General features: G+C 62.0%; 22 protein-coding genes. 11 read left to right on the top strand and 11 right to left on the bottom strand.

Translation table 11 applies throughout. The features are described from left to right. Positions 1-155: 155 nt before the first annotated feature. Positions 156-1,595 carry a dihydropyrimidinase gene (hydA, locus tag JKA62_RS26615; protein WP_011334810.1) on the bottom strand — a complete coding sequence of 480 codons (1,440 nt, stop codon included), beginning with the start codon at positions 1,593-1,595 and terminating at the stop codon, positions 156-158. Between the two features lie 621 nt (positions 1,596-2,216). On the opposite strand from hydA, the gene JKA62_RS26610 reads away from it, so the two are divergent. The 5 genes from JKA62_RS26610 (at position 2,217) to sigJ (ending at position 7,392) form a co-directional block, all read left to right on the top strand. Beyond that, positions 2,217-3,701 carry an NCS1 family nucleobase:cation symporter-1 gene (locus JKA62_RS26610; RefSeq protein ID WP_201820248.1) on the top strand — a complete coding sequence of 495 codons (1,485 nt, stop codon included), beginning with the start codon at positions 2,217-2,219 and terminating at the stop codon, positions 3,699-3,701. 30 nt (positions 3,702-3,731) lie between these two features. Further along, a complete protein-coding gene (locus JKA62_RS26605) occupies positions 3,732-5,015 on the top strand; it encodes a Zn-dependent hydrolase (protein WP_201820245.1) in 1,284 nt (427 codons plus the stop codon). A 75-nt stretch (positions 5,016-5,090) separates the two neighbouring features. After that, positions 5,091-6,020, top strand: coding sequence for a DHH family phosphoesterase (locus tag JKA62_RS26600; protein WP_181457881.1), 930 nt, complete (start codon positions 5,091-5,093; stop codon positions 6,018-6,020). Between the two features lie 40 nt (positions 6,021-6,060). Next, on the top strand, positions 6,061-6,495 hold the full coding sequence (locus JKA62_RS26595; protein ID WP_011334806.1) for a carboxymuconolactone decarboxylase family protein: 435 nt from the start codon (positions 6,061-6,063) through the stop codon (positions 6,493-6,495). A 3-nt stretch (positions 6,496-6,498) separates the two neighbouring features. Beyond that, on the top strand, positions 6,499-7,392 hold the full coding sequence (gene sigJ / locus JKA62_RS26590; protein ID WP_201820242.1) for an RNA polymerase sigma factor SigJ: 894 nt from the start codon (positions 6,499-6,501) through the stop codon (positions 7,390-7,392). A 46-nt stretch (positions 7,393-7,438) separates the two neighbouring features. Here sigJ and JKA62_RS26585 read toward each other — a convergent pair whose 3' ends face one another. The 10 genes from JKA62_RS26585 to JKA62_RS26540 form a co-directional block, all read right to left on the bottom strand. After that, positions 7,439-8,866, bottom strand: a complete 1,428-nt coding sequence (locus JKA62_RS26585) for an alkaline phosphatase D family protein (protein ID WP_011334804.1) — start codon at positions 8,864-8,866, stop codon at positions 7,439-7,441. 173 nt (positions 8,867-9,039) lie between these two features. Further along, the gene (locus JKA62_RS26580; RefSeq protein ID WP_041475330.1) at positions 9,040-9,234 is read right to left on the bottom strand and encodes a hypothetical protein; all 195 of its coding nucleotides are present in this window, start codon (positions 9,232-9,234) and stop codon (positions 9,040-9,042) included. Positions 9,235-9,384: 150 nt separating this feature from the next. After that, positions 9,385-10,773: an amidohydrolase family protein gene (locus JKA62_RS26575; RefSeq protein WP_201820238.1), complete on the bottom strand. Its 1,389-nt coding sequence runs from the start codon at positions 10,771-10,773 to the stop codon at positions 9,385-9,387. A 12-nt stretch (positions 10,774-10,785) separates the two neighbouring features. Beyond that, the gene (locus JKA62_RS26570; protein ID WP_085602740.1) at positions 10,786-12,141 is read right to left on the bottom strand and encodes a nucleobase:cation symporter-2 family protein; all 1,356 of its coding nucleotides are present in this window, start codon (positions 12,139-12,141) and stop codon (positions 10,786-10,788) included. 91 nt (positions 12,142-12,232) lie between these two features. Further along, positions 12,233-13,276 (bottom strand): CobW family GTP-binding protein, encoded by a 1,044-nt coding sequence (locus tag JKA62_RS26565; RefSeq protein ID WP_011334801.1) that lies wholly within the window; start codon positions 13,274-13,276, stop codon positions 12,233-12,235. Beyond that, the gene (locus JKA62_RS26560; RefSeq protein WP_011334800.1) at positions 13,273-13,896 is read right to left on the bottom strand and encodes a UbiX family flavin prenyltransferase; all 624 of its coding nucleotides are present in this window, start codon (positions 13,894-13,896) and stop codon (positions 13,273-13,275) included. The genes JKA62_RS26565 and JKA62_RS26560 overlap by 4 nt, the downstream gene beginning before the upstream one ends. Before the next feature lie 11 nt (positions 13,897-13,907). Next, the gene (locus tag JKA62_RS26555) at positions 13,908-15,293 is read right to left on the bottom strand and encodes a UbiD family decarboxylase (RefSeq protein WP_201820236.1); all 1,386 of its coding nucleotides are present in this window, start codon (positions 15,291-15,293) and stop codon (positions 13,908-13,910) included. A 146-nt stretch (positions 15,294-15,439) separates the two neighbouring features. Next, positions 15,440-16,345, bottom strand: a complete 906-nt coding sequence (locus JKA62_RS26550) for an amidohydrolase family protein (protein ID WP_007952854.1) — start codon at positions 16,343-16,345, stop codon at positions 15,440-15,442. A gap of 4 nt (positions 16,346-16,349) precedes the next feature. After that, a complete protein-coding gene (locus tag JKA62_RS26545) occupies positions 16,350-17,279 on the bottom strand; it encodes an amidohydrolase family protein (protein ID WP_007952852.1) in 930 nt (309 codons plus the stop codon). A gap of 229 nt (positions 17,280-17,508) precedes the next feature. Beyond that, positions 17,509-18,399: a LysR substrate-binding domain-containing protein gene (locus tag JKA62_RS26540; RefSeq protein WP_011334797.1), complete on the bottom strand. Its 891-nt coding sequence runs from the start codon at positions 18,397-18,399 to the stop codon at positions 17,509-17,511. Positions 18,400-18,517: 118 nt separating this feature from the next. On the opposite strand from JKA62_RS26540, the gene JKA62_RS26535 reads away from it, so the two are divergent. The 6 genes from JKA62_RS26535 to JKA62_RS29000 all read left to right on the top strand — a co-directional run. Further along, on the top strand, positions 18,518-18,982 hold the full coding sequence (locus JKA62_RS26535; protein ID WP_201820233.1) for a (2Fe-2S)-binding protein: 465 nt from the start codon (positions 18,518-18,520) through the stop codon (positions 18,980-18,982). Then, positions 18,982-21,189, top strand: coding sequence for a xanthine dehydrogenase family protein molybdopterin-binding subunit (locus JKA62_RS26530; protein ID WP_201820230.1), 2,208 nt, complete (start codon positions 18,982-18,984; stop codon positions 21,187-21,189). The genes JKA62_RS26535 and JKA62_RS26530 overlap by 1 nt, the downstream gene beginning before the upstream one ends. Before the next feature lie 6 nt (positions 21,190-21,195). After that, positions 21,196-22,086: a LysR family transcriptional regulator gene (locus tag JKA62_RS26525; protein WP_011334794.1), complete on the top strand. Its 891-nt coding sequence runs from the start codon at positions 21,196-21,198 to the stop codon at positions 22,084-22,086. 77 nt (positions 22,087-22,163) lie between these two features. After that, the gene (locus JKA62_RS26520; RefSeq protein ID WP_201820227.1) at positions 22,164-23,654 is read left to right on the top strand and encodes a helix-turn-helix transcriptional regulator; all 1,491 of its coding nucleotides are present in this window, start codon (positions 22,164-22,166) and stop codon (positions 23,652-23,654) included. Between the two features lie 190 nt (positions 23,655-23,844). Further along, positions 23,845-24,087: a DUF1652 domain-containing protein gene (locus tag JKA62_RS26515; protein WP_011334792.1), complete on the top strand. Its 243-nt coding sequence runs from the start codon at positions 23,845-23,847 to the stop codon at positions 24,085-24,087. Further along, positions 24,050-24,346, top strand: a 297-nt coding sequence (locus JKA62_RS29000) for a hypothetical protein (protein ID WP_236676680.1), incomplete at its 3' end; no start/stop codon positions are given. The genes JKA62_RS26515 and JKA62_RS29000, both read left to right, overlap by 38 nt.

Raw genomic sequence — 24,346 nt, 5'->3', positions numbered from 1 at the left:
ACGGTTAATTGAGGTTTTCTGCCTCTGTCGGGCAGTGGTTTTTTTGTGGTGTCTGAACTGGCCTCATCGCTGGCAAGCCAGCTCCCACAGAGATCTATGGCGCGCATAAAAACCTGTGGGAGCGGGCTTGCCCGCGATGAGGCCGAAGGCCGCTTTCAGCGTTTCACAGCAGTAGGCTTATGTTGCTCAGCCCGCTTGCTCAGCAAATCAAACACCGCCGGATACGCCGGCCGTTCGATATACCGGCCCGCCCCACGCTCGGCGCGCAGGTCGCCGTCGGCCCAGACCACCCGGCCCTGGCTGACGGTATGGCTCGGCACACCGGTCACGGTCTTGCCTTCGAAGATGTTGAAGTCCACCTGCTGATGGTGGGTCTTGGCGGAGATGGTGCGGGTGCCTTGCGGGTCCCACAGCACCAGGTCGGCATCGGCGCCGACGCGGATCGCGCCCTTGCGCGGGTAGAGGTTGAAGATCTTTGCAGTGTTGGTGGAGGTGAGGGCGACGAAGTCCTGCATCGACAATCGCCCCGAATTCACCCCTTCATCCCACAACACCGCCATGCGGTCTTCGATGCCGGCGGTGCCGTTGGGGATCTTGCTGAAATCGTCGCGGCCGGCGGCTTTCTGCTCGGCGCAGAAGCAGCAATGGTCGGTGGCGGTGGTGTGCAGATTGCCGCTCTGCAAACCATGCCACAGCGCGTCTTGGTGCCCGCGCGGACGGAACGGCGGGCTCATTACGTAACCGGCGGCGGTCTGCCAGTCCGGGTGCTGGTAGACACTGTCGTCCAGCAGCAGATGCCCGGCCAGCACTTCGCCGTAGACCGGTTGGCCCTTGCTGCGGGCGTAGGTGATTTCGTCGAGGGCCTCTTTGGTCGAAACATGCACCAGGTACAGCGGCGTGCCGATGGTTTCAGCGATACGGATTGCCCGGCTCGCGGCTTCGCCTTCGACCTGCGAGGGTCGTGACAGCGGATGCGCTTCCGGCCCGGTGATGCCCTGGGCCATCAACTTGCGTTGCAGGTGATAAACCAGCTCGCCGTTTTCCGCGTGTACGGTCGGCACGGCGCCGAGTTCCAGGCAGCGCTCGAAACTCGCCACCAGCGTGTCGTCGGCGGCCATGATCGCGTTTTTGTAGGCCATGAAATGCTTGAAGCTGTTGATCCCGTGATGGCTGACCAGTTCGGCCATTTCCTCACGCACCTGCTCGCTCCACCAAGTGATCGCGACGTGGAAGCCGTAGTCGGACGCGGATTTTTCCGCCCAGCCACGCCACTGGTGAAACGCTTCGAGCAGTGACTGCTGCGGATTGGGAATCACGAAATCGATGATCGAAGTGGTGCCTCCGGCCAGGCCTGCGGCGGTGCCGCTGTAGAAGTCTTCGCTGGCCACGGTGCCCATGAACGGGAGTTGCATGTGGGTGTGCGGATCGATGCCGCCGGGCATCAGGTATTGTCCGCTGCCGTCGAGCACTTCGGCGCCGGCGGGAATATCCAGGTTTTCACCAATGGCTTTGATCACGCCGTCAGCGCAATAGACATCGGCGCGGTAACTTTCATCATGGGTAACAATGGTGGCGCCACGGATCAACAGAGACATTCCGAGTTCCTCGCAGGCATGACCGACTTGTGTCGGTTCTAGTGTTTTATTGTCTGCAGCGCCAAATGCGTAATCTTGTCAGCGCTGTCAGGAATAGACGCTAGTCGCAGTTAAGCAATTGATCAAGATTATTTTTTATAAGCTTATGACTATTTTAAGTCGTTGAAAAATAACGATAAAAATACAAAATCACCAAAATGGTGAGGCGCTTCACCATTTTGACGCACTTGACAGGATGGAAATATGAGCAAGATTTCCTATGTGAAATCAGCCGCTTGAAGTTGAGCGGAGAGTGAGGCGTCCTGAAGAAAAATAATGCAGTGCACCAGATTGAGTCCTGACAGTTCGGACAACTTGCCTGGCATTTGGCCTGAGTGTTCAGTCAAGTTTTCGCGGCCTGAACAGGTGAATAATTAAAACTGATAAACATCAGTCAGTTACAACAAGATCAAAGCACGGCCCTGGCGCCAGGCGGTTCCCCCGGCACGTTTATTGATGCCGCCGCTGACACCATGGCCGGTGCATGAAAGTTGTCAGTTCCTCCGGCCATCGTCCGGCTCGCACCTGCGTGTGCAGCCGCCTGATGAGCAAAAAAATAATCAGAAGAACAGTGGAGCGGCCATGCAACAGAACAGATCGCAAGTGACCGAGCGCGACGGCTTGTTCGAACTCGAAGCCGGCAGCGACGTCCTCGACAGTCCCCGTTACAACCACGACATGGCACCGACCAAGGTGCGCGAACGAACCTGGAATAAGTGGCACATCACCGCGCTGTGGGTCGGCATGTCGATCTGCGTGCCGACCTACACCCTCGGCGGCGTGCTCACCGCGTATTTCGGCCTGAGCGTCGGCGAAGCCTTGCTGGCGATTCTGTTTGCCAACGTCATCGTCCTGATTCCTCTCACGCTCAACGCGTTTCCCGGCACCAAGTACGGGATTCCGTTTCCAGTGTTGCTGCGCTCGTCGTTCGGCATTCTCGGCTCCAATGTGCCGTGCCTGATCCGCGCGCTGGTGGCGTGCGGCTGGTTCGGCATCCAGACCATGTTCGGCGGACTGGCGATTCACCTGTTTCTCGGTTCGGTGTTCGAGGGCTGGAAATCCCTTGGCGGGACGGGGGAGGTGATCGGTTTCATGATCTTCTGGGCGCTGAACCTGTGGGTGGTGATCCGCGGCGCCGAGTCGATCAAATGGCTGGAAACCCTGTCGGCACCGCTGCTGGTGGCGGTCGGCATCGGGCTGTTGGTGTGGGCCATGCCGAATGTGTCGATGACTGAATTGCTGGCGATTCCGCCGAAGCGTCCCGAAGGTGCGAGCGTGGTCAGTTACTTCGCCGCCGGGCTGACGGCGATGGTCGGTTTCTGGGCCACGTTGTCGCTGAACATTCCTGACTTCAGCCGTTATGCCCGCAGCCAGAAGGATCAGATCCTCGGGCAGATTTTCGGCCTGCCGCTGACCATGTTCCTGTTCGCCGCGCTGGGCGTGGTGATGACCGCCGCTTCGGTGAAACTGGTGGGCGTCAGCGTCTCCGATCCGGTGACGCTGATCGGCCATATCCAGAGCCCGGTGTGGGTCGCGGTGGCCATGGCGCTGATCATCATCGCGACGCTGTCGACCAACACCGCCGCCAACATCGTCTCGCCAACCAACGACTTCCAGAACATCGCGCCCAAGGTGATCAACCGCACCAAAGCGGTGATTCTCACGGGGTTCGTCGGGCTGGCGCTGATGGGTCATGAACTGCTGAAGAAGCTTGGGCTGATCGTTTCCGATGTCAGCCTGGAAACCGTGTATTCGAACTGGCTGCTGGGCTATTCCAGCCTGCTCGGGCCGATCGCCGGGATCATGGTGGTGGACTATTTCCTGATCAAGAAACAGCAACTGGACCTGGCCGGCCTGTACCGCGACGACGTGTACCCGGCGTGGAACTGGTCCGGGTTCATCGCCTTCGGCGTGCCGGTGGTGCTGACCCTGCTGTCGCTGGGCAGCAGCGCATTCAGCTGGTTCTACAGCTACGGCTGGTTCACCGGCTCGGCGCTGGGCGGGTTGATCTATTACGGGTTGTGCGCGATGCGTGCGCAGCCGGTGGCCGTCAAATCGCCGTTGTAATTCCCATAAGAACTGCCTGAGGAGATCCCCATGAACGCAGCCGTAGACGTTCTGCAATCGACCCATCAGCACATCAACCGCGACCGTTTGTGGGCGTCGCTCATGGAACTGGCCAAACTCGGCGCGACGGTCAAGGGCGGAGTCTGTCGCCTGGCCCTGACCGACCTCGACCGCCAGGCCCGTGACCTGTTCGTGCAGTGGTGCAAGGACGCCGGTTGCAGCGTCACGGTCGATGAAGTCGGCAACATCTTCGCCCGTCGCCCCGGGCGTAACCCGAACCTGCCACCGGTGATGACCGGCAGCCACATCGACACCCAGCCCACCGGCGGCAAGTTCGACGGTTGCTTCGGCGTGCTGGCCGGGGTCGAAGTGCTGCGCACTCTCAACGACCTCGGCGTGGAAACCGAGGCACCGCTGGAAGTGGTGGTCTGGACCAACGAAGAAGGCTCGCGCTTCGCCCCATGCATGATGGGCTCCGGCGTGTTCGCCGAAAAATTCACCCTCGAAGAAACCCTGGCCAAGGTCGATGCCGACGGCGTGACGGTCGGCGAAGCGCTGAACGCCATCGGCTACGCCGGGCCGCGCAAGGTCAGCGGGCACAGGGTCGGCGCCTATTTCGAAGCGCACATCGAACAAGGACCGATCCTTGAGGACGAACAGAAAACCATCGGCGTAGTGCTCGGCGCTCTGGGGCAGAAGTGGTTCGACCTGAAACTGCGCGGTGTCGAAGCCCACGCCGGCCCGACCCCGATGCACCTGCGCAAGGACGCACTGGTCGGCGCTGCGGTGATCGTCGGCGCGGTCAATCGCGCGGCGCTCGGCCATCAACCCCACGCTTGCGGCACGGTCGGTTGCCTGCAAGCCTATCCGGGTTCGCGCAACGTCATCCCCGGCGAAGTGCGCATGACTCTCGACTTCCGGCATCTGGAGCCGGCGCGTCTCGACTCGATGATCGCCGAGGTCAGGCAAGTTATCGAAGCCACCTGCGAGGAGCACGGCCTGACCTATGAACTGACCCCGACTGCCGACTTCCCGCCGCTGTACTTTGAAAAAGGCTGTGTCGAAGCCGTGCGCGGCGCCGCCCAAGGTCTGGGTCTGTCGCACATGGACATCGTCAGCGGCGCCGGCCACGACGCGATTTTCCTCGCCGAACTCGGCCCGGCCGGGATGATCTTCGTGCCGTGCGAAGGCGGCATCAGCCACAACGAAATCGAAAACGCCGCGCCGGACGATCTGGCGGCCGGCTGTGCGGTGTTGTTGCGGGCGATGCTGGCGGCTTCGGCGGCGGTGGCCGGGGGACAACGCGCTGCCTGACGTTCATTAATCGTTCATGAAAATGTGCGACGTTGCCGCCCCTGAAAAGGAAGTCAGGGACGCGTAATGTCGCCCATCAAAGTCATCACCTCAGGCTCGGCGTATCTGGACATCGACGCCTACGCCTGCTGCATCGCCTACGCCGAACTGCTCAACCTGCAGGGCATTTCGGCCCGCGCCGTCAGCAGCGCAAAACCCAATGCCAGCGTTTCGACAACCGTGCTCGGCTGGGGCGCTGTTTTGCACGACTACCGCCCGACATCCAGCGATGAGTTTGTGCTGGTCGACGTATCCGATTACCACTATTTCGACCCAATGGTCGCGCTCGATCGGGTGGTGGAAGTCATCGACCATCATCCGGGCTTCGAACAGCATTGGGCACAGACACTCGGATCTGCCGCCGACATCCGCCCGATCGGCGCGGCGGCGACGCAGGTTTTCCAGCGCTGGAAAGCCGCAGGATGGCTGTCGAGGATCAGCGAACAAAGCGCCGCGCTGCTGGCCACGGCGATTCTGGACAACACGCTGAATTTCACCGGGCAGATGACCACGACAGCGGACATCGACGCCTATGCCGAGCTCGCACCCCACGGGAAACTCACAGCGGACTGGCCCGGGCAATACTTCCTCGAATGTCAGACCGCTATCGAATCTGACATCTGCGCAGCACTGGCAGCAGACTTGAAAAGGATGAAACCCGACAGCCTCCTGCCGCAGGTCTTCGCTCAAATGACGGTCTGGGACGCCGATGCCTTGCTCGAAAGGCATCGCTCGACGATCAACGACTGGATGGCCGGGCAGGGCGATGACTGGCTGCTGAACCTCATCAGCATCCGCGACCAAAAAAGCTGTCTGCTGGCCAAACCCTTGGTCTCCCAGCAGAAGCTGAGCCATTTGTTATCACTTGAATGGCACGCTGGAATGGCCGTTATAGAGCCATCAATGCTGCGCAAGGAACTGCTGAAGCTTTCTTTACAGACCCCACGTCACAAACCCGAAAGCTGAATCGTCATCCCGTTGAATCCCTCAAACACGGAGCAACGCGATGTCGTCCAATACCCAAGCCGTCAACCTGCAACAGGCCATGCCGCAAGTGTTCGAAAGCCTGACCCAGGTGCATGTCAGCCTCAACGACCACGACTTGCCGCCGTCGCTGCGGCACCTGATTCACCTGCGTGCCTCGCAGATCAACCAGTGCGGTTTCTGCGTAAAAATGCACACCCGCGAGGCGCGCGAAGCCGATGAAAGCAACGAGCGTCTGGATCGCTTGATCGTCTGGCGCCACGTCAACGATTTCACTGCCGCCGAACAAGCGGCGCTGGCCTGGACCGAAGCCCTGACGGTGCTCGATCCGCACGCCGACTACGCACCGTTGCGCGGCGCCCTGCGCGAACATTTCAACGACGCGCAGATCGCTGCCTTGACGGCGGAAATCGGCATGATCAACCTGTGGAACCGTTTGCAGGTGTCGAGGCACTGATCGATGAACTTCGCTGAAAAAACCGTCGCTGTGTTCGAACAGCGACGACCCTTTCTGCTGGGGCTGGCGTATCGCATTCTCGGTTCCCGCGTGGAAGCCGAGGATGCGGTGCAAGAGCTGTTCATCAAATGGCTGGAGGCCGATCAGGTCTCCATTGCCACACCGGCCGCGTGGCTGACCACCGCCTGCACTCGCCACTGCATCGACCTGCTGCGTTCGGCGCACAAGTCCCGTGTCGATTACATGGGCACTTGGTTGCCGGAGCCGATTCACACCACCCACCACGAATCGCCTGAACACATGCATGAACTCGCCGCGTCGCTGTCCACCGCGTTCCTGCTGATGCTCGAACGGCTGACGCCCAAGGAACGGGCGGCGTATCTGCTGCACGACATCTTCGATTTCGATTACTCGCAGGTCGCTGAAACCCTCGGCATTCAGGAAGCCGCGTGCCGCAAACTGGTGTCCCGGGCCAAGGCGAGCATCGGTGGCGAGCAGATCCGTTTTCAGCCGGAGCCGGCGCGTCAGTCGCAGTTGCTGGATGCCTTTCATTCGGCCATCGCCAGCGGCTCGACCAACGCCCTCAGTGCGCTGCTGAGCGAAGACGTCGAACTCTGCGCCGACAGCGGCGGCAAGGCGTCGGCGATCCGCGAAACCTTGTTCGGCCAGAAGCATGTGCTGGACTTCATTGGCCAATCGCTGCACGCCTACTGGCAGGCGCAGGAGTGGCTGCCGGTCGAGATCAATGGCGCGCAGGGCGTAGTGATCAAGGCCGACGGCCTCATCACTGCTTCGATGACGTTCGGGTTCAATCAGGCGGGGCAGGTGAACCGGATTTTCATCATGCGTAACCCGCAGAAACTGGCCGGGTTGCCGACTACCTTGAACCTGCAATGAAACGCCGAGACGTGCCGGGTGCGTTCGCCCCGGCACGCGTCCGGTCCTAGAACTTGAAGACGCCGGGGTAGTCTTCCTGCGGCTCGCCCTTGCGGTCATAGATGCGTGCCTGGCCGATCTTGCCTTTCCTGCTCGCGTCTACCGAAACGGTGACAAAGCTCTCTTCACCGATAAAGCCTTCGCCTTCGTAGCGATACTCTATGCGGTCGCGCATGCGGCGGGTGCCATCGCTCCACTGCATGAACTCGAGTGTCCGGCCGCCGTAGAAGTTGCTGCGATTTTCATGGGGATAGGGCCAGTAGAAGGGCGAGGCGACCAGTGAGGTCAGCCCGAACGTCGGGTCCTGGTAGCAACGCATGCCGGCGAAGCAGCTGTTGTGCACGTCGCCGGACAACACGACGACATTGCTGATCTTCTCGACCCGGATGAACTCCAGAATGATGCTGCGCTCCTCCGGAAAGCCCACCCACTTGTCGTCTCCGGATTTCGGATCGGGGAAAAACGGCACGCTCGAGACCACAAAGATCATCGGCGCCCCCCGATGCTCACTCAGCCACGTCAGGAACGCATTGAGCTGTTCGCGCCCCAGCACCGAGCGCGGTTCGATCGACGACGGCTCACGGATACGCTGGGTTCGGGTGTCCATCACGAAAAACGGAAAGGCACCTTTCTGGAAGGTGTACCAGTACTGGCCCTTGGGCGTCGCCGGGTTGTGCAAATGCTGGTAGGACTCATAACCACGCATCGCACTGACGTAAAAGCCTTTGCCGACATCGTCGAGTTTCTCTCGCGACCAGTCGTCGCGGATCTCGTGATCGTCAAGGATCATGTAGGTCGGGATCCGGTTCATCATCTGCCGGATCCAGGGCAGGCCGAAGGCCTGACGATAGATGTCGAACATTTCTTCAAGCGTGCTGTACTGGCGCAGCGCATTCAGCGGATCGAGATACACCTGGTCGCCGATCATCAGCGTCAGGTCGAAAGGTTTCTGCGAATGTTTTTCGACAATCGAGCGGAATGTCTTGTCGCCTTTTTCCGCATCACTCTGAAAGACGTTGTCCCAGTACAGATAACGGCACGAGCCGAATACAAAGTTCAGCGTGCCGTCAGCGGGTGCCCGGTCGGTGGTGAACGTCCCTTCGACGGATTCTTCCGCACGGTTGAGCGGGCGGACGGGTTTGTCGTCCCTGACCAGTCGGGTGACCTCCAGTTCATCGCTGACGTAGGTCGTGTTGCAGACCACGCGATAGGCCGTGGCGGGTTTCAGTTCACTGAGTTCTACCGCACCGGTGAAGTCATAGTAGTCACGCAGGAAACAGCGGCACGACGTGACCCAGGTCTTGCCCTTGAATACATCGATCAGGCCGACACAAAACCGCTTCGCCTCCTTGTCATCATTAGCTTCCCCGCGTATCCAGATTTTTGCCGACGTGTCCGTGGTGTGCCCGATGATCGGGCCCAATGTGATCGTCATGTCCCTGCTCCAGTGAGTGATGGGCTATCCGATTTCTCCATAGGTTCAGGAAAACCCGCGAGGTTTTCCTGAAACGACCCAATGGCTGGAGTGGCAGACCTGATCATTCAGAGGAGTAAGTCCGGACTCCATGGCTGGCAGTGTAGACAAGGTGTGGCGGCCGGATGGCGGCCTTAACGGGAAGTCTTGTCCTGGCGTCGATCCGGTCCGTCAGGGTTGCCAACATCCAGCAACCGTCGTTCCACCATGACTTTCTCAAGCGCCTGGCGTTCGGCCGGCGCCATCTGGTGTTCGCGCTTTTTCAGCTCCAACAGGATGGGGCTGGACCAGGTGCGATAGGTCTGTTCGATGAGGCGGCTGGATGTCATCAGTCTCTCCTTGATCAAGAGCCCGGTGTAACTGGCAGGGGCTCAATCCGATGAGGTACTAACGTTAGTCGACAAAACCGCGGGGCGCTAATGCCGTCGGTGGGAGCTGGCGAGGCGAATCGTCGCACCGCCGCTCCCACCGGTCATCCATCAATCGTCGACCTTCATCATCGCCTGCACACCCTCCCAGGCCTCGGCCCGCATCCGCTCGATATCCAGCCCCGGAATCACGCCGTTGTCGACGCCGATCCGACCACCTACCAGGCTGTATTTCACAGCAATCGGCTCACCCGCGACAACCGGCGCGACGGCGCTGTCGTGGAAGCCGTAGAACCGTGGATGGTCGAGGCTGTAGATCACCAGATCAGCCGCTTGACCAACCTCCAACGTGCCGACCGCGCCGAGCCCGAGCACTTGTGCGCCGCCGGCCGTGCCCCAGTGAATGACGTCTTCGGCGGTGGTGGCCGAGGCGCCTTGTTCGGCGCGGTGGATCAGCCAGGCGGTGTTGGCTTCGCCGACCATGCTTCCGGATTCGTTGGAGGCCACACCGTCGACGCCGAGGGAGATCGGCACGCCGGCTTCGTACATTTGCGGAATCGGCGCGACACCGCTGCCCAGTCGTGCGTTGCTCACCGGGCAATGGGAGACGCCGGTGCCGGTCTGGGCGAGCATGCGGATTTCCCCCGGTTGCAGGTGCACGGCGTGGGCGAACCAGACGTCCGGGCCGAGCCATTCGTGTTCGGCGACGAATTCCACCGGCAGGCAGTTGTACTTGTCGCGGCAGAAATTTACGTAGTTCTGGGTTTCAGACAGGTGCGTGTGCAAGCGTAGCCCCATGCCTCGTGCGGTGTGTGCCAGTTCGCGCAGCAGCGTTGGCGGCAGCGAGAAGGTCGGTGTGGTCGGCGCCACCACCACCCGACGCAGTGCATCCGGGGTGTCCTGGTGGTAGCGCGATTTCAGCCGTTCTATGTCGCCGACCATTTGCTCCAGGGATTCCGGTTGCAGCGCGGTTTTCGAGAAGCCTGGATGCGCGCTGGCCGACTCCAGTGCCCCGCCACGGCAGAGCACGAAACGCAGGCCGAATTCCTCGGCGAGGTCGAACAGCAAGTCGCCGGTCTCGGTGCTGCCGTGGGCGTGATAGAGGTAGTGGTGATCGGCACAGGTGGTGACGCCGGACAGCAGCAGCTCGACCATCCCCAGCCGTGCGGCGATCCGCGCCAGTTGCGGGGTGAAGCGGTTCAGGCGCGGATAAGGCACGCTCGCCAGCCAGCCTTGCAGGTCCTGATTCAAGCCTTCGGGCACGGCTTTGAGCAGGTTCTGGAACAGGTGATGGTGGGTGTTGATCCAGCCCGGGTAGACCACCGAATTTCGCGCGTCGATCACTCGTTCACCGGGTTGCGGCTCAAGGTTGGCGGCCATTTCCGCGATCCGGCCGTTGACCACGCGGATGTCCACGGCACCGGCCCGGGCACGGGGGCCGCGCAGGCCGGTCATCACCGCGACCGGGTGCTTGATCAGGATGTTTTGAAGTTGAGTCATGGGCAGCTCCCGTCAGAGGATGTGCGAGGCGGATTTGCCGGCTGTGGTTTCTGGCACGCTGACGCCGTTGAGCGCCGCGTTGAGCAGTACCGACACCAGGCAGGCGATGACCACGCTGCTGTGCAGGAACGGCTGTGACCACTCGGGCAGTTGTTTGAACAGGGTCGGGGCGAGCACCGGCACCAGGGCGGCGGCGATGGTGAAACCGACGATCAGCACGTTGTAGCGATTGCGCTCGTAATCGACCTTGGCCAGGGTCTGGATGCCCGCTGCCGCGACCACGCCGAACATCGCGATACCGGCACCGCCCAGCGCAGCAGTTGGCATCGAAGCGATGATCGCCCCGGCCTTCGGCACCAGCGCAATCGAGCACATCAACAGTCCGCTGATCGCCACCACCCAACGGCTGCGCACGCCGGTCAGGATCACCAGCCCGACGTTCTCCATGAAGGCAATGAACGGAAACGCGGCGAACATCCCGGCGATGGTGCTGGCCAGGCCGTTGGCGCGCAGGCCATTGATGACCTGTTTGTCTTCCACCGGTTTGTCGACAATGTCTCCAATGGCCACGAACAGCCCCATGGACTCGACCATCTGCACGATCATCACCACGACCATGGTGGCGATGGGGATCAGGCTGAAAGTCGGCAAGCCGAAATAGAACGGGTAGGGCACGGTCAGCCACGGCGCGTCCTCGACGCTGTGAAAGTTGCCCATGCCCAGGCCGTAAGCCAGACCGGCGCCGACCAGCATCCCCACCAGCACCGCCATGTTGCGCAGCAGCGGGCTGCCATAGCGGTTGACCAGCAGGATGGTCAGCAACACCACGACGGCCACGGCGAGAAACGCCGGGGCGCCGAAATTGCTCGCGTTGCGCCCGCCACCGACCCATTCATAGGCAATCGGGAACAGCTGCAAGCCGATCACCGTGACGATGCAGCCAGTCACCACCGGCGGGAAAAACCGTCGCAAGCGGCCCACGAACGGCGCGATGAGCATGGTGAAGATTCCAGCGCCGATCACCGCCCCGCAGACCCCGGCGAATCCCACCTCCGGGTTGCTGCCGATGGCGATCACCGGCCCGACGCTGCTGAACGCCACGCCTTGCAGGATCGGCAGGCGCACGCCGAACTTCCAGAAACCGACGGTCTGCAACAGGGTGGCGATGCCGGAGCAGAACAGCGTGGTGCTGATCAGCACCACCGTGTCGGCGTGGGACATCTTCAGGGCACTGGCAACAATCAACGGCACTGCGATGGCGCCGATGTACGAGACGGCCATGTGCTGCAGGCCGAGGGTGAGCATCTGTCGCACCGGCAGGACGCGGTCGACAGGGTGGACGGTGGAGGAGGAACTGGCTGACGACATGGGGAATCACCTCTAGCTGTTGTTATTCGGTACAGAGGGGTATTCGTTCTGTGTGCCCGGAACCGCCATCCACCGGCTCCGATGCCGGGTTTCAGCTGGCCAGGCAGGCGGCGAAGCCCTGGTTCAGCGCCGCCCGATCCAGGTCGCGGCCGATGAACACGATCTTGCTCGAGCGCGGCTCGCTGCCCCACGCGGTCGAGGCGCGGAACTCCACCAGGCTGTGCACGCCTTGCAGCACGTAGCGCTGGTCTTCATTGGCCACCGCCAGCACGCCTTTCATGCGGTACAGGTTGTCGGCCTGGGAACTGCGCAACTCGCTGATCCAGCGGTGGAACGCCATCAGGTTGACGGCGCCGTCCACGGCGATGCCAACGGACGAAACGCTTGGGTCGTGCTCGTGGTCGGGCTCTTCAGTTTGGTGGCCATGGTCGTGGTGATCGTGCTGATCCGCGCCGATCTCCATCAGCTTCTGCGTGCATTCGAAGGCGCCGATGCCGAGGATTTTCGACAGGTCGATTTGTGCGTGGGTCGAAGTCACCAGATCCGCCGTGGCGTTCAATCCCCGGATCTTGCCGCGCAGGGTTTCCACCTCTTCGGCACTGACCAGATCGACCTTGTTGATGACGATGCGGTCAGCGCAGACGATCTGGTCCACCGCCTGATTGTCGACGCCGTCCAGCTGCAAATCTTCCAGATGCTGGGCGATGTGCTTGGCATCGACCATGGTCACGATCGCGTCGAGTTCGACTTCCTCGGCGATCGGGTCGTTGATGAAAAAGCTCTGGGCCACCGGGTACGGGTCGGCGAGGCCGCTGGTCTCGATCAGGATGTGGTCGAGCCGTACCGGACGCGCCACCAGTTCGCGGACGATGCGCACCAGATCTTCGCGGACTTCGGCGGTGCAGCAGACGCAGCCGTTGACCATTTCGTAGATCTCTTCGGTCTCGGAGCTGAGCACCAGATCGCCGTCGATGCCGACTTCACCGAACTCGTTTTCGATTACCGCGATCTTGCGGCCGTGGTTCTCCTTGAGGATGTAATTGAGCAGGGTGGTTTTGCCGGCACCGAGGAACCCGGTGAGGATGGTGACCGGGATTTTGGTGTTCGGGGTCGGGGCGTTGAAGGGCGTGTTCATGTGAGGCTCCTTGGTATTGATAGACCGGTGCACGATGAAGGGGAGTGAGGCTGGATTTGGCTCGGGGCCGGGGTTTCACCCCAGCGCAGCGCGACGCCGGCATCGAGGCCGAACAGGTCGAGGACGCGGCCGAGGCTGTGGTCGATCATTTGCGCCAGGCTGTCGGGGCGGGCGTAGAAGGCCGGCACCGGCGGGGCGATGATCCCGCCCATCTCGGTGACGGCAGTCATGTTGCGTAGGTGGGCGAGGGTCAGCGGCGTTTCGCGGGCCATCAGCACCAGGGTGCGGCGCTCCTTGAGGGTGACGTCGGCGGCGCGGCCGATCAGCCCCGATGACGTGCCGGTGGCGATCTCCGCCAGCGTCCTCATCGAACAGGGCGCAACCACCATGCCCAGGCAACGGAACGAACCGCTGGCGATCCCGGCGGCCACGTCATCGGCGCGGTGATAGTGGCTGGCGAGAGCGGTGACGTCCGCCAGTTTGTAGTCGGTTTCGTGGGCCATGGTCAGCAGCGCGGCACGGCTGATGACCAGATGGCTTTCGATGTTCAGCTCCGCCAGCAACTCCAGCAGGCGCACGCCGTAGATGAAGCCGGACGCGCCGCTGATGCCGACCACCATCCGCTGACGGTTCACGATGGCAGACCTTCAAGCAGTTGCCGCGCGCGTTCGAGTACGTCCTGATCGAGCTGCGCCTTGATCCCGTCGAACGCCGAGCCGCGCGTGGCATCCAGACCCATGCGCGAGGTGGTGCCATTGACCGAGGACGACGGGTCCAGCGGGCTGCCGGGCAAACCGCCGATGGTGAAAATGTCGAGGTGCGGCTGGAAATGCGTGGCCAATGCCCACAGCACCTGGCTGTCGTCGGTGAGGTCGATATCGCTGTCCACCGCGATCACGGTTTTCAGGTACGGATCCCAGCCGAGCAGGGCCAGCATGATCTGCCGCGCCTCGCCGTCGCGGCTTTGATCCAGCGCCACGTAGCAATGAAAATGCGTGCCGGAGTTCGGGTAATGCACGGCGGTGACGGCGGGGAAGCGTGCCTTGAGCTTCTCGCTCATCTCCGCTTCGCGTGGCAGCCGCGCCAGGGTCAGGTGTTCGGCGTAGCGCCCGCCCATCACGTCCACCAGCCACGCGTCCTTGCGCCGCAACAAGGTATCGACGCGCAGCACGTTGTTGGTCGAACGGTCCGAGGAATAACCGCTGAACTCGCCGAACGGGCCTTCTTCGGCATAGGCCGTCGGGTCTATCGCGCCCTCCAGCACGAATTCGGCGTAAGCCGGGACGCCGATGCCGTAGCGCGGGGTCTTGACCAGTTCCAGCGGCGCACCGAACAGCCCGCCGGCCACTGCGCGTTCATCGCTGCCGTAGGGCAAACGTGCAGCGGCGGCGAGCATGAAAAGCGGATGCGCGCCGACCACCATGGCCACGCGCAATTCTTCACCGCGTTCGCGGGCGGTCTGCAGCATCCGCCACAGATGCCCGCGCGAGTGCAGGCTGGTAGCCAGGGCCTGACGGGCGTGACGCATCGAGCGGTGGTAGCTCATGTTGGCGATGCCGGTCTGCGGGTCCTCGGCGATGATGATCGCGTTGGTAATGTACGGGCCGCGATCACTGTCGAAATGCTTGAGCATCGGCAGTAGCGCCAGGTCCAGGGTTTCGCCTTCGAAGACTTCGTCGAGCACCGGGCCGGTTTCGACGTAGCGCGGCGCGATCGGTTGGTTGGCGAGGATCTGAAAGGTTTCGTGCAGCTGCGCGGCGCTGACGCCGAACAGCCGGGCGATACGCCGGCGGGAGGCGAACAGATTGGTCGCCACCGGCACGCCGAGGTTGCCGACGTTTTCGCAGATCAGCAGCGGATCGCGGCCCTGAGTGGCGAGGGCATCGACCAGGGCGGTGACGTCCTGATCGGCGGAGAGAGGTTGGGTGATGGTCAGCACATCGTCCGGGTACTGGCGGCGATAGGCGTCGATGAATACGTGAAAATCCTGAGAGTCGCCGAGCGTCGAACGGGTCATGGTTTCACCTCGTAAAAAGCAGGCACGCAGGGGTGAGGCTGGCGTTCGATCGACAAGCCGTTGGCCTGCCGGTCGAGCGAACGCCGGGTCATCTTCGCGCCTGTAAAGTCGCTGTGTGGCTGGGTTGAAGCCGGGTCAGACCCTGTTTAGAGATAGGTCGTGGTCAGACGAATGTCCGCCTCGGCCAGATCCTTGGGCGGCGGGGTCGGTTCGATCCCGCACAACCGGGCGATGTTGTTGCCCAGGTAATCCTCAAGGTGATCCTCGTCGATCCCCAGGCCCTGCGGCGCCGGCGAGCACAACACCTCCAGCTCGCGCAGCCACATGCCCGGTTCGTTCGGCGGCGAGTCGGTGCCGAACACGATCTTGTTGCGCGGCAGCTCCTTGGCGAACTCGACGATTCGCGACTGGAAGCACCAGCCGGATTCGCAGTACACGTTCGGCGTGTCCATCGCCATCCAGAACGCCTCGAACGAGTAGTTGCCGCCGGTCTGGATGCCGAAGTGACCGATGATGAAATTGACCATCGGGAACTCGCGGATGATCGGGTAGAACATCGTCGGAATGGTGTACGGGCCGTCGCCGGTGTGGATCAGCACCACGATGTTGTACTTGGCGCAGACTTTCATCGCCGGACGCAGCCAGTCCAGCGCCCGGTCCGGGCGATAGCCGTGCATGTTGGCGTGCAGCTTGAGCATCTTGAAGCCGTATTCCTTGATGTGGAACTCCAGCTCTGCCGCGCCGTTTTCCGGTCCCCAGCGCGGGTTGAAGTTGAAGTTGCCGATGAACCGGTCCGGGTACTTCACACACAGTTCGGCGACATACGACATGTAGTCACGCACGCCCTCGCGACCACGGCGGTTGCCGTCGCGATAACCGGTGTTGCCCGGTGGCGGCTGGATGAAGCCCATGTCGATCCGGCGCGGCTTGCCGTTGATCATGTACGGGCCGTCCATCAGCTTGAGCATGCGCTCGCCGGTGAACGGTTCGCCGGTGTGGCGCCAGGCCTCGTCGACCAGGTTGGTGGGGTGCAGATGGGTGTCGATGATCATCGGTTCAGCTCCTGGCCAGTTGGGTGGTGACGGGGCGCTTGAGTTGCGCCTCTGCTTCGGAAACGGAACGCGGCGGCGGGGACGGCTCGAGGCCGATCATCCGTGCGGTGTTGTTGCCCAGGTAATCCTCGAGGGTGTCCTCGTCGAGGTTCAGGCCCTGCGGCGGCTCGTGGCAGAGCACCTCGAGCAGGCGCAGCCACATGCCCGGTTCGTTCGGCGGGGTGTCGGTGCCGAACAGGATCTTGTGGGTCGGCAGCACCTTGGCGAATTCGACGATCCGCGATTGCAGGCACCAACCAGACTCGCAATAGACGTTGGGCAGCTCCATCGCCCACTGCATCGGTTCGAACACGTAGACGCCGCCGGTCTGCACGCCGAAGTGGGCCATGATGAAATCGACGTTGGGGAATTCCTTGATCATCGGCACCCATTCCGACGGGATGCTGTAAGGCCCGTCGCCGGTGTGCAGCTTGACCGGAATGCCCAGCTCGGCGCATTTCTCGAAGGCCGGACGCACCCAGTCGAGTGCACGGTCAGGCCGGTAGGCATGCATGTTGGCCTGCATCTGCACCATCTTGAAACCGTGTTCCTTGACGTAGCGTTCGATCGCCTCGACGCCGTTTTCCACGCCGCAGCGCGGGTTGTAGACGAAGCAGCCGATGAAACGGTCCGGGTAGGTCTGAACCATTTTCAGGGTGTAGGCCATGTAGGCGTCGATGGATTCGCGGCCCGACAGTTCGCCGTCGGTCCAGGTGTAGATGGTGTTGCCCTGCGGTGGCTGGATGAAGGCTTTGTCGATGCGGCGAGGCTTGCCGTTGACCATGTACGGGCCATCCATCATCTCCAGCAGACGCTCGCCGGTGAACGGGTCACCGTCATGCCTCCAGGCGAGGTCCACGAGATCCGTGGGATAGCAACTGATATCGATGATCATTGAAGTCGATCTCCTGATAGCGGGGAAGGGAGCCTTGCGGCTCACAGCATCCACGTCCCGGGCAATCGGCCGTTTCTATGCGCAGCACTCGCGCATTCCCTCGCCTGTTCGCATCCGGCCCGGGTGGGTGGTTGCTTGAGGCGAGTATTGGAAGGCGGGGGAGGGTTCGTACAATATTAATTGGGTGGGGTGGTGATACTTGTTCGATATGGGCTTGCCAGCGATGGCGTCAGTGAAGTGTTTGCATGGCCAACTGCTGGATCACTTCAACAACAGGTGCCACTCGCTCAGCCTGCCCATGCGGCCACACCGCATAAAGATTGTAATGCGCCGCAATCTGCGCTTGGTTCAACGCCACCAGCCGCCCGCTGCGCAACGCATCGGCAGCCAGCAATCCACGCACCAGTCCCGCACCGACGCCGGCTTCAGCCGCCGCAATCAGATTCGCCGCATTATCGAAAATCACCCGCGCCGGCGGTTCGGTCGGTGTCATCCCCGCCGCATCCAGCCACGGAATCCACGACCTGCGCGTATACCCCAACAGTGGCAGTTCAAGAATCTGCGCCGGGCTCAGTGGCACCTGCAAACCATGCCGCTCAAGCAACGCCGGAGACGCCACCGCCAACACCCGATCCCCACAGATCTGCGTCATTTCGCAATCGTCCCAATCGCCATAGCCATAGCGCAGCAACAGGTTCACCCGTTCGAGCGTGCTGCGATCACTGCGCGGCATCGACAGGATTGTCACTTCGTAATCCGGCAAGCCGTCGAGCAGTTGCGGCAGACGCGGATTGAGCCAGCTCTGCGCCAGTTCGCTGTCCACGTCCAGGGTCAGACGCTGGGCCACGCTGCGGTTTTTCACCGAAGACAACGCCCGGTCAATCTGCGCCAGCCCATCCGACAGTACGCTGGCAAACAGCTGCCCGGCATCGGTCAGGTTGCTGCCGCCGCCTTCGCGCACGAACAGCGGCTGGCCGATGAAGTCTTCCAGGGCGCGGATCTGCTGGCTGATCGCGCTGTGGGTCAGGTCGAGCTTGCGCGCGGCGCTGGAGAAACTGCCGCTGCGCGCCGCGTGGATGAACGCGCTCATGGACTGCACCGACGGGTATCGTTTGTACATGTTGTTAGTCCTGCTTACACCGGTTGGCAGAAATCGTCGCTGGCCGCGCGTTGCCGGGGGTTCCAATAATCGGTCACCAGGCCCGCACAAAGACGGGCCGCTCTTTTGGAGCCTGACAATGATTGCATTCACGGTAAACTGCGAACGACGCGAGCTGGATGAGGCGTCCCCTTCCATGCCCTTGTTATGGGTGTTGCGTGATCAGTTGAAACTCACCGGCACCAAGTTCGGTTGCGGCATGGGCCTGTGCGGTGCCTGCACCGTGCACCTGAACGGCGTCGCGGTACGTTCCTGCCAGTTGCCGCTGGCCGCCGTCGCGGGCCACAGCATCACCACCATCGAGGGGCTGTCGCCCAACGAAAACCATCCGCTGCAACTGGCCTGGGTCGCCGAAGATGTGCCGCAATGCGGCTACTGTCAATCCGGGCAGATCATGTCGGCAGCCGCGCTGCTCAACACCGGCGCACCGGTCAACGACGACTCGATCCGCAACGCGATGTCCGGGAATATCTGCCGCTGCGGCACCTACGGGCGCATCAACAAAGCGATCAAACGGGCGGCGAATGCGCCGAAGGAGGCGTGATGAGCCTCATCGACGGCACCCTTCAAGAACCCTCGCGCCGGGTGTTTCTCAAACAGGCGGTGACAGTGGCGTCCGGTCTGGCGATTGCGCTGTACCTGCCTTCCGGTGCGGCTGCGACTGAAGCGAAAACCACCGCCACGGAATTCGAACCCAACGCCTGGGTGCGCGTGCTGCCCGACGGCACGGTGAAACTGGTGGTGCACAAGCACGATTCCGGCACCGGGACCCAGACGGCTTTGGCCGCGTGCGTGGCCGAGGAACTGGATGTGAACCCGATGACCGTGCAGGTCATCACCCCGGAAGATCCGTTCTTTGAAACCTATATTCATCCGGTCTGGAAAGTCTTCTCCACCGGCGGCAGCACCAGTGTGTCGCTGGAGTACGATCGCTTGCGCATGGCTGGCGCCACGGCGCGGGCGCTGCTGATCAGTGCGGCGGCGCAGCAGTGGAAAGTCAGCCCCGACAGTTGCTCCACCGAAGAAGGCCGGGTCGTGCATGCGTCGAGCAAGCGCAGCCTCGGCTACGGCGAAGTGGCCGGCGCGGCGGCGCATCTGTCGGCACCGGCCAACGTCACGCTGAAGGATCCGGCGCAGTTCAAATACATCGGCAAGTTGCGCCACAAACGCGATGCGGCGGCCAAGGTCTGTGGGCGCTTCAAGTACAGCATCGACGTGCAGTTGCCGGGGATGTTGGTGGCGGTAATCCAGCGTGCGCCGGTGGTGGGCGCGAAGGTTGTCGCAGTGGATTCGGCGGCCGCATTGCAGGTGCCGGGCGTGCGCAAGGTGATCGCGGTTCCAGGACGTCCGGACGTGCTCGGCGGCAACCTCGAAGGCGTCGCGGTGCTAGCCGAAACGTTCTGGGCTGCGCAGCAGGGACGTCAGTTGCTGGAGATCAAATGGAGCGACTCGCCGCTGGCCGGCTTCGACAGCGCCGATCTGGCCAAGGCACAGATCGCAGCGATCAGCGACCCGGCAACGCAAACCGTCAAAGCCATGGCCCAGGGCGATGTCGCCGGGCAATGGCCGGGTGCTGCGAAGCTGCTCGAAGCCGATTACACCATGCCCTACAAGGTGCAAAACCCGCTGGAGCCGATCTGCATCACTGCGCAAGTCAAGGACAAGGCAATCACCTATTGGGGCGGCGTGCAGGTGCCGTCCTCGGCACTGGAAGCGGCGCAGACCGTGTGCGGCATCGCCAAGGACAAGGTCACCATCCATGAACTGGTGTCCGGTGGCAGCTTCGGTGCGCGGGAAGCCAAATACTGGTTGTTCGAGGTCGCGTATCTGGCGCAGAAAACCGGCGTGCCGGTGAAACTGCTCAACAGTCGCGAAGACGAAATGCACGCGCTGTTCTATCACCCGGCCACGCTGCATCGGGTGAAAGGTGCACTGGATGCCCAGGGCAAACTCACGGCGTTGCAACTGCATGCAGTGTCACCGGCCTCGCCGGAACAGTGGGAGCCGGGCTATTTCGAGCGTCCGGATCACATGGATTACAGCACCACCGAAGCAATCACCGCGTGGGACTTCGCCTACCGTCCGCCGCACCTGGAGCTGAACTGGGTCAAGCACGAAAGCAACGTGCCCAGCGGTTGGTATCGCTCGGTCAGTTTCATTCCCAACGTGTTCGCTGTGGAGAGCTTTATGGATGAACTGGCCCATGCGGCCGGCAAAGATCCGCTGGCGTTCAGACTGGCCAGCATGCAGGAGCGGCCACGGCATGTCGCTGTGTTGAAGCAGGCCGCCGAACGCGCCGGTTGGGGGCAGAAGCTGCCGCCGGACACGGCGCTGGGGATTGCGACCAATCAGGGTTACACCAGTTTCATCGCCGTGGTGGCGCGGGTCGCGAAGGTGGATGGCAAGGCGCGGGTCGAGAAGCTGACCTGCGTGGTCGATTGCGGTCTGGCGGTGTCGCCGGGCGGTGTCGAAGAGCAGATTTACGGCGGACTGATGTGGGGCCTCGGGCATGCGCTGTTCGACCGTCTCGACATCCAGCAGGGCCGGGTGGTGCAGAGCAATTTTCACGACTATCGCGTCACGCGCATGTCGGACATGCCGCCCGTGGACATCCTCGTGCTCAATGGCCAGCCGGATAAACCGGGCGGTGTGGGAGAACTGGGCAGTCCTTCGGTGGTCCCGGCGATTGCCAATGCGCTATTCAGCCTGACCGGGGTGCGTCAGCGTTCCACGCCACTGAACCTGGGGTAAGCCGCCATGGACCTGCGTTTGCTGCGGTACTTCATGGCCCTGGCCGATGAGCTGCACTTTGGCCGCGCCGCCGAACGGCTGCACATCTGCCAGCCGCCGCTGAGCCAGCAGATCCGTTTGCTGGAGGAAGAACTCGGCACGCCGCTGTTCGAGCGCAGCCATCACCGGGTCGAGCTGACAGCGGCGGGGCAGATGCTCAAAGAGCAGGCGCCGCTGGTGTTCGAGCAACTCGAGCGGGCGCTGGACCTGACCCGCCAGACCGGGCGCGGGCAACTCGGCGAGCTGGAAATCGGCATGATCAGTTCGGTGATGGTCGGCGTGCTGCCCAAGGCGCTGCACCTGTTTCGCGAGCGCTATCCACAGGTGACCTGGCGTCTGCATGAGATGACCCCGGCGGCGCAGGTCAAGGCGTTGAAGGAAAAACGCATCGACGCCTGCGTATTCCGCGTCGGCTATGACGACCCGCAGTTGCGCAATGAATTGCTGATCCATGAGCCGATCCATGTGGTAATGCCGCAGGATCATCCGCTGGCCCGGCGCGAGGTGCTGGCGCCCGCAGACCTCGCGCAGGAACCGTTCGTGGCGCTGGAATTGAAGCAGTCGCGGTTCGCCAATTTTCTCTATCAGTGCTGCATTCAGGCCGGGTTCACCCCGCAGATCCGCCAGCAGGTGATCGAGGTGCAGACCTTGCTCAGTCTGGTTCGCGCCGGGTTTGGCGTGGCGCTGTTACCCGCATCGATCGAGCAGTTGGCTCCCGCCGGACTGGTGTTCCGGCGCCTGACCCCGGCGTTGCCGCAAGTGCCGCTGTACGCGACGTATCGGGCCGACGATGCCTCGCCGGTGCTCAAGCTGTTTCTCGATACGCTGCGCGAGCTGGTCGATCACTCATCGCGGTAATCAGGGACAAAGTTGCCCGGCACGATCACAACCGCCTGCGGTCGTAAACTTCACATGCGCGAACTTGTGGAGAACCAATGAGCCGGGACGTCCTGACCACCGAAACCAATCGCCGTCAATTGCAGCAGATCATTGCCGGCCTGTCCGACGGGGTGATTCTGCTGGAGCTCGACCAGACGATTCTCTGGGCCAACGAAGCCGCGCTGGCGATGCATGGCGTCAGCCGGATCGGCGAGCTGGGCAACAACGCCGGGGAATACGTCGAGCGCTTCAACCTGCGGTATCGCAACAACCACACGCTGACGCCGGAGCAATACCCGATCAGCCGTGTGGCGACCGGTGAAACGTTCAGTGATGTGCTGGTGGAGGTTTCCCCGCGCAGCGATGAAGAACGCACCTGGGTGCACAGCGTGCGCAGCATGGTGCTGACCGATCGCGACGGCGACATCGAGTCGCTGGTGCTGATCATGAGCGACGTCACCGACTGGGCCAATGCCGAACAGCGCTTCGAAAAAACCTTCAACGCCAACCCCGCGCCGGCGGTGATCTGCCGCCTCAGCGATCTGCGTTACATCAAGGTCAATCCGGGTTTTCTGGAAATGACCGGTTACACCCGCGATCAGGTGATCGGCGCTTCCACTTATGAGCTGGACATTCTCGAACAGGCCGAGCGCAAGGACCTGGCGATCCAGCGCCTGCGCGATGTCGCGACGATCCCGCAGATGCAGGCCGAGCTGCGATTGCCGGACGGTGGCAGTAAACAGGTGATCGTCGCGGGGCAGCCGCTGGTGCTCAATGACGAGGATTGCATGCTGTTTTCGTTCGTCGACATGGAGCTCAGGCATAAGGCCGAAGTCGCCCTGCGCCAGAGTGAAGAGCGGTTCGCCAAGGCCTTTCGCCTGACGCCGGTACCGATCCTGATTTGCAGCGCCGATGAGCAGCGGCTGATCGACGTCAATCAGGCCTTTCTCGATACCCTGGCTTACGAGAGCGACGACGTGCTCGGCAAGACCGTCGCGCAACTGGACTTCATCGATGAACCGGCGGAACGCGCCCGGTTATTGGCGGCACTGGAAAAAAACGGCCGCGTTGACCGCGTCGATATGCGGATCCGCAGGAAAGACGCCGAGCTGCTGGAGTGCGCGATGTCCGCCGACACTGTCAACATCCAGGACGCGGTGTGCTATCTGCTGGTGCTGATGGACATCACCGAGCGCAAGCGCACCGAGCTTGAGCTGGTGGCGGCGATTGAAGAAGTAATGAAGGATGCATCCTGGTTCAGTCGGACGTTGATCGAAAAGCTGGCCAATGTGAAGAAGGTCAACTCGCCGCAGCTGCCGAGCGTGTCGTTCACCGATCTGACGGCCCGGGAGCGTGATGTGCTGGCGCTGATCTGTGAGGGGCTGGCGGACAAGGAGATTGCTGCGCGGCTGAAGCTGGCGCCGAACACGGTGCGCAATCATGTGGCGACGGTGTATTCGAAGCTGGATGTGCACAGTCGAAGCGAGGCGATTGTCTGGGCTCGCGAGCGCGGGTTGTTTTCGGGGGGAGGTCGGGGGCAGCGGTAAGGTGCAAATGCACTAGTTCATGGGGTGCAAATTCGGGTGTCTGGCGGGGCGGGCTGTTCTTAGTCTGGTGAGGTGCGATGCGGGTTTTGTTCGTGATCGTGTCCCCTCCGTCGTTGTTAATGGATTTGACCATGAATGTGTTGTTTGTCATTGAACCTGGCGTGTTGCGTCGATTGTCGGAGCTGGCGCTATGATTTATCTGGCGCAGTTGCGGGCTCGGCTTGAGCGTAGTTTTTCGCCGTTGGCTTGTGAGTGTGTGGTGGATGGGGATCATTCGCTTACTGTGAAGCTTTATGAGCCGGTTTCGGGGCGGGTGGATCTGGTGATTAGTGGGTTGAGTCTTGGTGCCTTGCGTACTCCGGAAGCGGTGGATGCTTTGATCGATGAATTGCAGTATGAGCTTGAGAGTAATTCTCTGCGATCGCCCAGTTGAACTTGGCGGCCTTTGGGCCGACCAGGTTCAGGTTTTTTTGGGTGAATATCCGTTTCTTCGGGTGTTGCGGCTGGCGGTTCCGCTCTTGCAGCGGGTCACTTTTGACAAACGCCTCAAAAGTAACCAAAAAGTCTTTACCCTGACGTTCGGCCCTCGCTGTGGCTCGGGTTCCTTCGCTCCGGGATTGATCCGGGGGCATCGCCTACGGTTTGCTTCGCTGCACCTCCTCTCGATGTGTTTGGCTTCGCCAAACGGTCGC

The sequence above is a fragment of the Pseudomonas sp. B7 genome, from assembly GCF_016735645.1.
Classification (GTDB): Bacteria; Pseudomonadota; Gammaproteobacteria; order Pseudomonadales; family Pseudomonadaceae; genus Aquipseudomonas; species Aquipseudomonas glycinae.
This window is presented reverse-complemented; position numbering and strand designations above follow the sequence as displayed.

Excerpts from the sequence above, each read along its gene's own strand:
- hydA (WP_011334810.1), bottom strand. The coding sequence starts at position 1,595 with ATGTCTCTGTTGATCCGTGGCGCCACCATTGTTACCCATGATGAAAGT.
- JKA62_RS26610 (WP_201820248.1), top strand. The coding sequence starts at position 2,217 with ATGCAACAGAACAGATCGCAAGTGACCGAGCGCGACGGCTTGTTCGAA.
- JKA62_RS26605 (WP_201820245.1), top strand. The coding sequence starts at position 3,732 with ATGAACGCAGCCGTAGACGTTCTGCAATCGACCCATCAGCACATCAAC.
- JKA62_RS26595 (WP_011334806.1), top strand. The coding sequence starts at position 6,061 with ATGTCGTCCAATACCCAAGCCGTCAACCTGCAACAGGCCATGCCGCAA.
- sigJ (WP_201820242.1), top strand. The coding sequence starts at position 6,499 with ATGAACTTCGCTGAAAAAACCGTCGCTGTGTTCGAACAGCGACGACCC.
- JKA62_RS26585 (WP_011334804.1), bottom strand. The coding sequence starts at position 8,866 with ATGACGATCACATTGGGCCCGATCATCGGGCACACCACGGACACGTCG.
- JKA62_RS26580 (WP_041475330.1), bottom strand. The coding sequence starts at position 9,234 with ATGACATCCAGCCGCCTCATCGAACAGACCTATCGCACCTGGTCCAGC.
- JKA62_RS26575 (WP_201820238.1), bottom strand. The coding sequence starts at position 10,773 with ATGACTCAACTTCAAAACATCCTGATCAAGCACCCGGTCGCGGTGATG.
- JKA62_RS26570 (WP_085602740.1), bottom strand. The coding sequence starts at position 12,141 with ATGTCGTCAGCCAGTTCCTCCTCCACCGTCCACCCTGTCGACCGCGTC.
- JKA62_RS26565 (WP_011334801.1), bottom strand. The coding sequence starts at position 13,276 with ATGAACACGCCCTTCAACGCCCCGACCCCGAACACCAAAATCCCGGTC.
- JKA62_RS26560 (WP_011334800.1), bottom strand. The coding sequence starts at position 13,896 with ATGGTGGTCGGCATCAGCGGCGCGTCCGGCTTCATCTACGGCGTGCGC.
- JKA62_RS26555 (WP_201820236.1), bottom strand. The coding sequence starts at position 15,293 with ATGACCCGTTCGACGCTCGGCGACTCTCAGGATTTTCACGTATTCATC.
- JKA62_RS26550 (WP_007952854.1), bottom strand. The coding sequence starts at position 16,345 with ATGATCATCGACACCCATCTGCACCCCACCAACCTGGTCGACGAGGCC.
- JKA62_RS26545 (WP_007952852.1), bottom strand. The coding sequence starts at position 17,279 with ATGATCATCGATATCAGTTGCTATCCCACGGATCTCGTGGACCTCGCC.
- JKA62_RS26540 (WP_011334797.1), bottom strand. The coding sequence starts at position 18,399 with ATGTACAAACGATACCCGTCGGTGCAGTCCATGAGCGCGTTCATCCAC.
- JKA62_RS26535 (WP_201820233.1), top strand. The coding sequence starts at position 18,518 with ATGATTGCATTCACGGTAAACTGCGAACGACGCGAGCTGGATGAGGCG.
- JKA62_RS26530 (WP_201820230.1), top strand. The coding sequence starts at position 18,982 with ATGAGCCTCATCGACGGCACCCTTCAAGAACCCTCGCGCCGGGTGTTT.
- JKA62_RS26525 (WP_011334794.1), top strand. The coding sequence starts at position 21,196 with ATGGACCTGCGTTTGCTGCGGTACTTCATGGCCCTGGCCGATGAGCTG.
- JKA62_RS26520 (WP_201820227.1), top strand. The coding sequence starts at position 22,164 with ATGAGCCGGGACGTCCTGACCACCGAAACCAATCGCCGTCAATTGCAG.
- JKA62_RS26515 (WP_011334792.1), top strand. The coding sequence starts at position 23,845 with ATGATTTATCTGGCGCAGTTGCGGGCTCGGCTTGAGCGTAGTTTTTCG.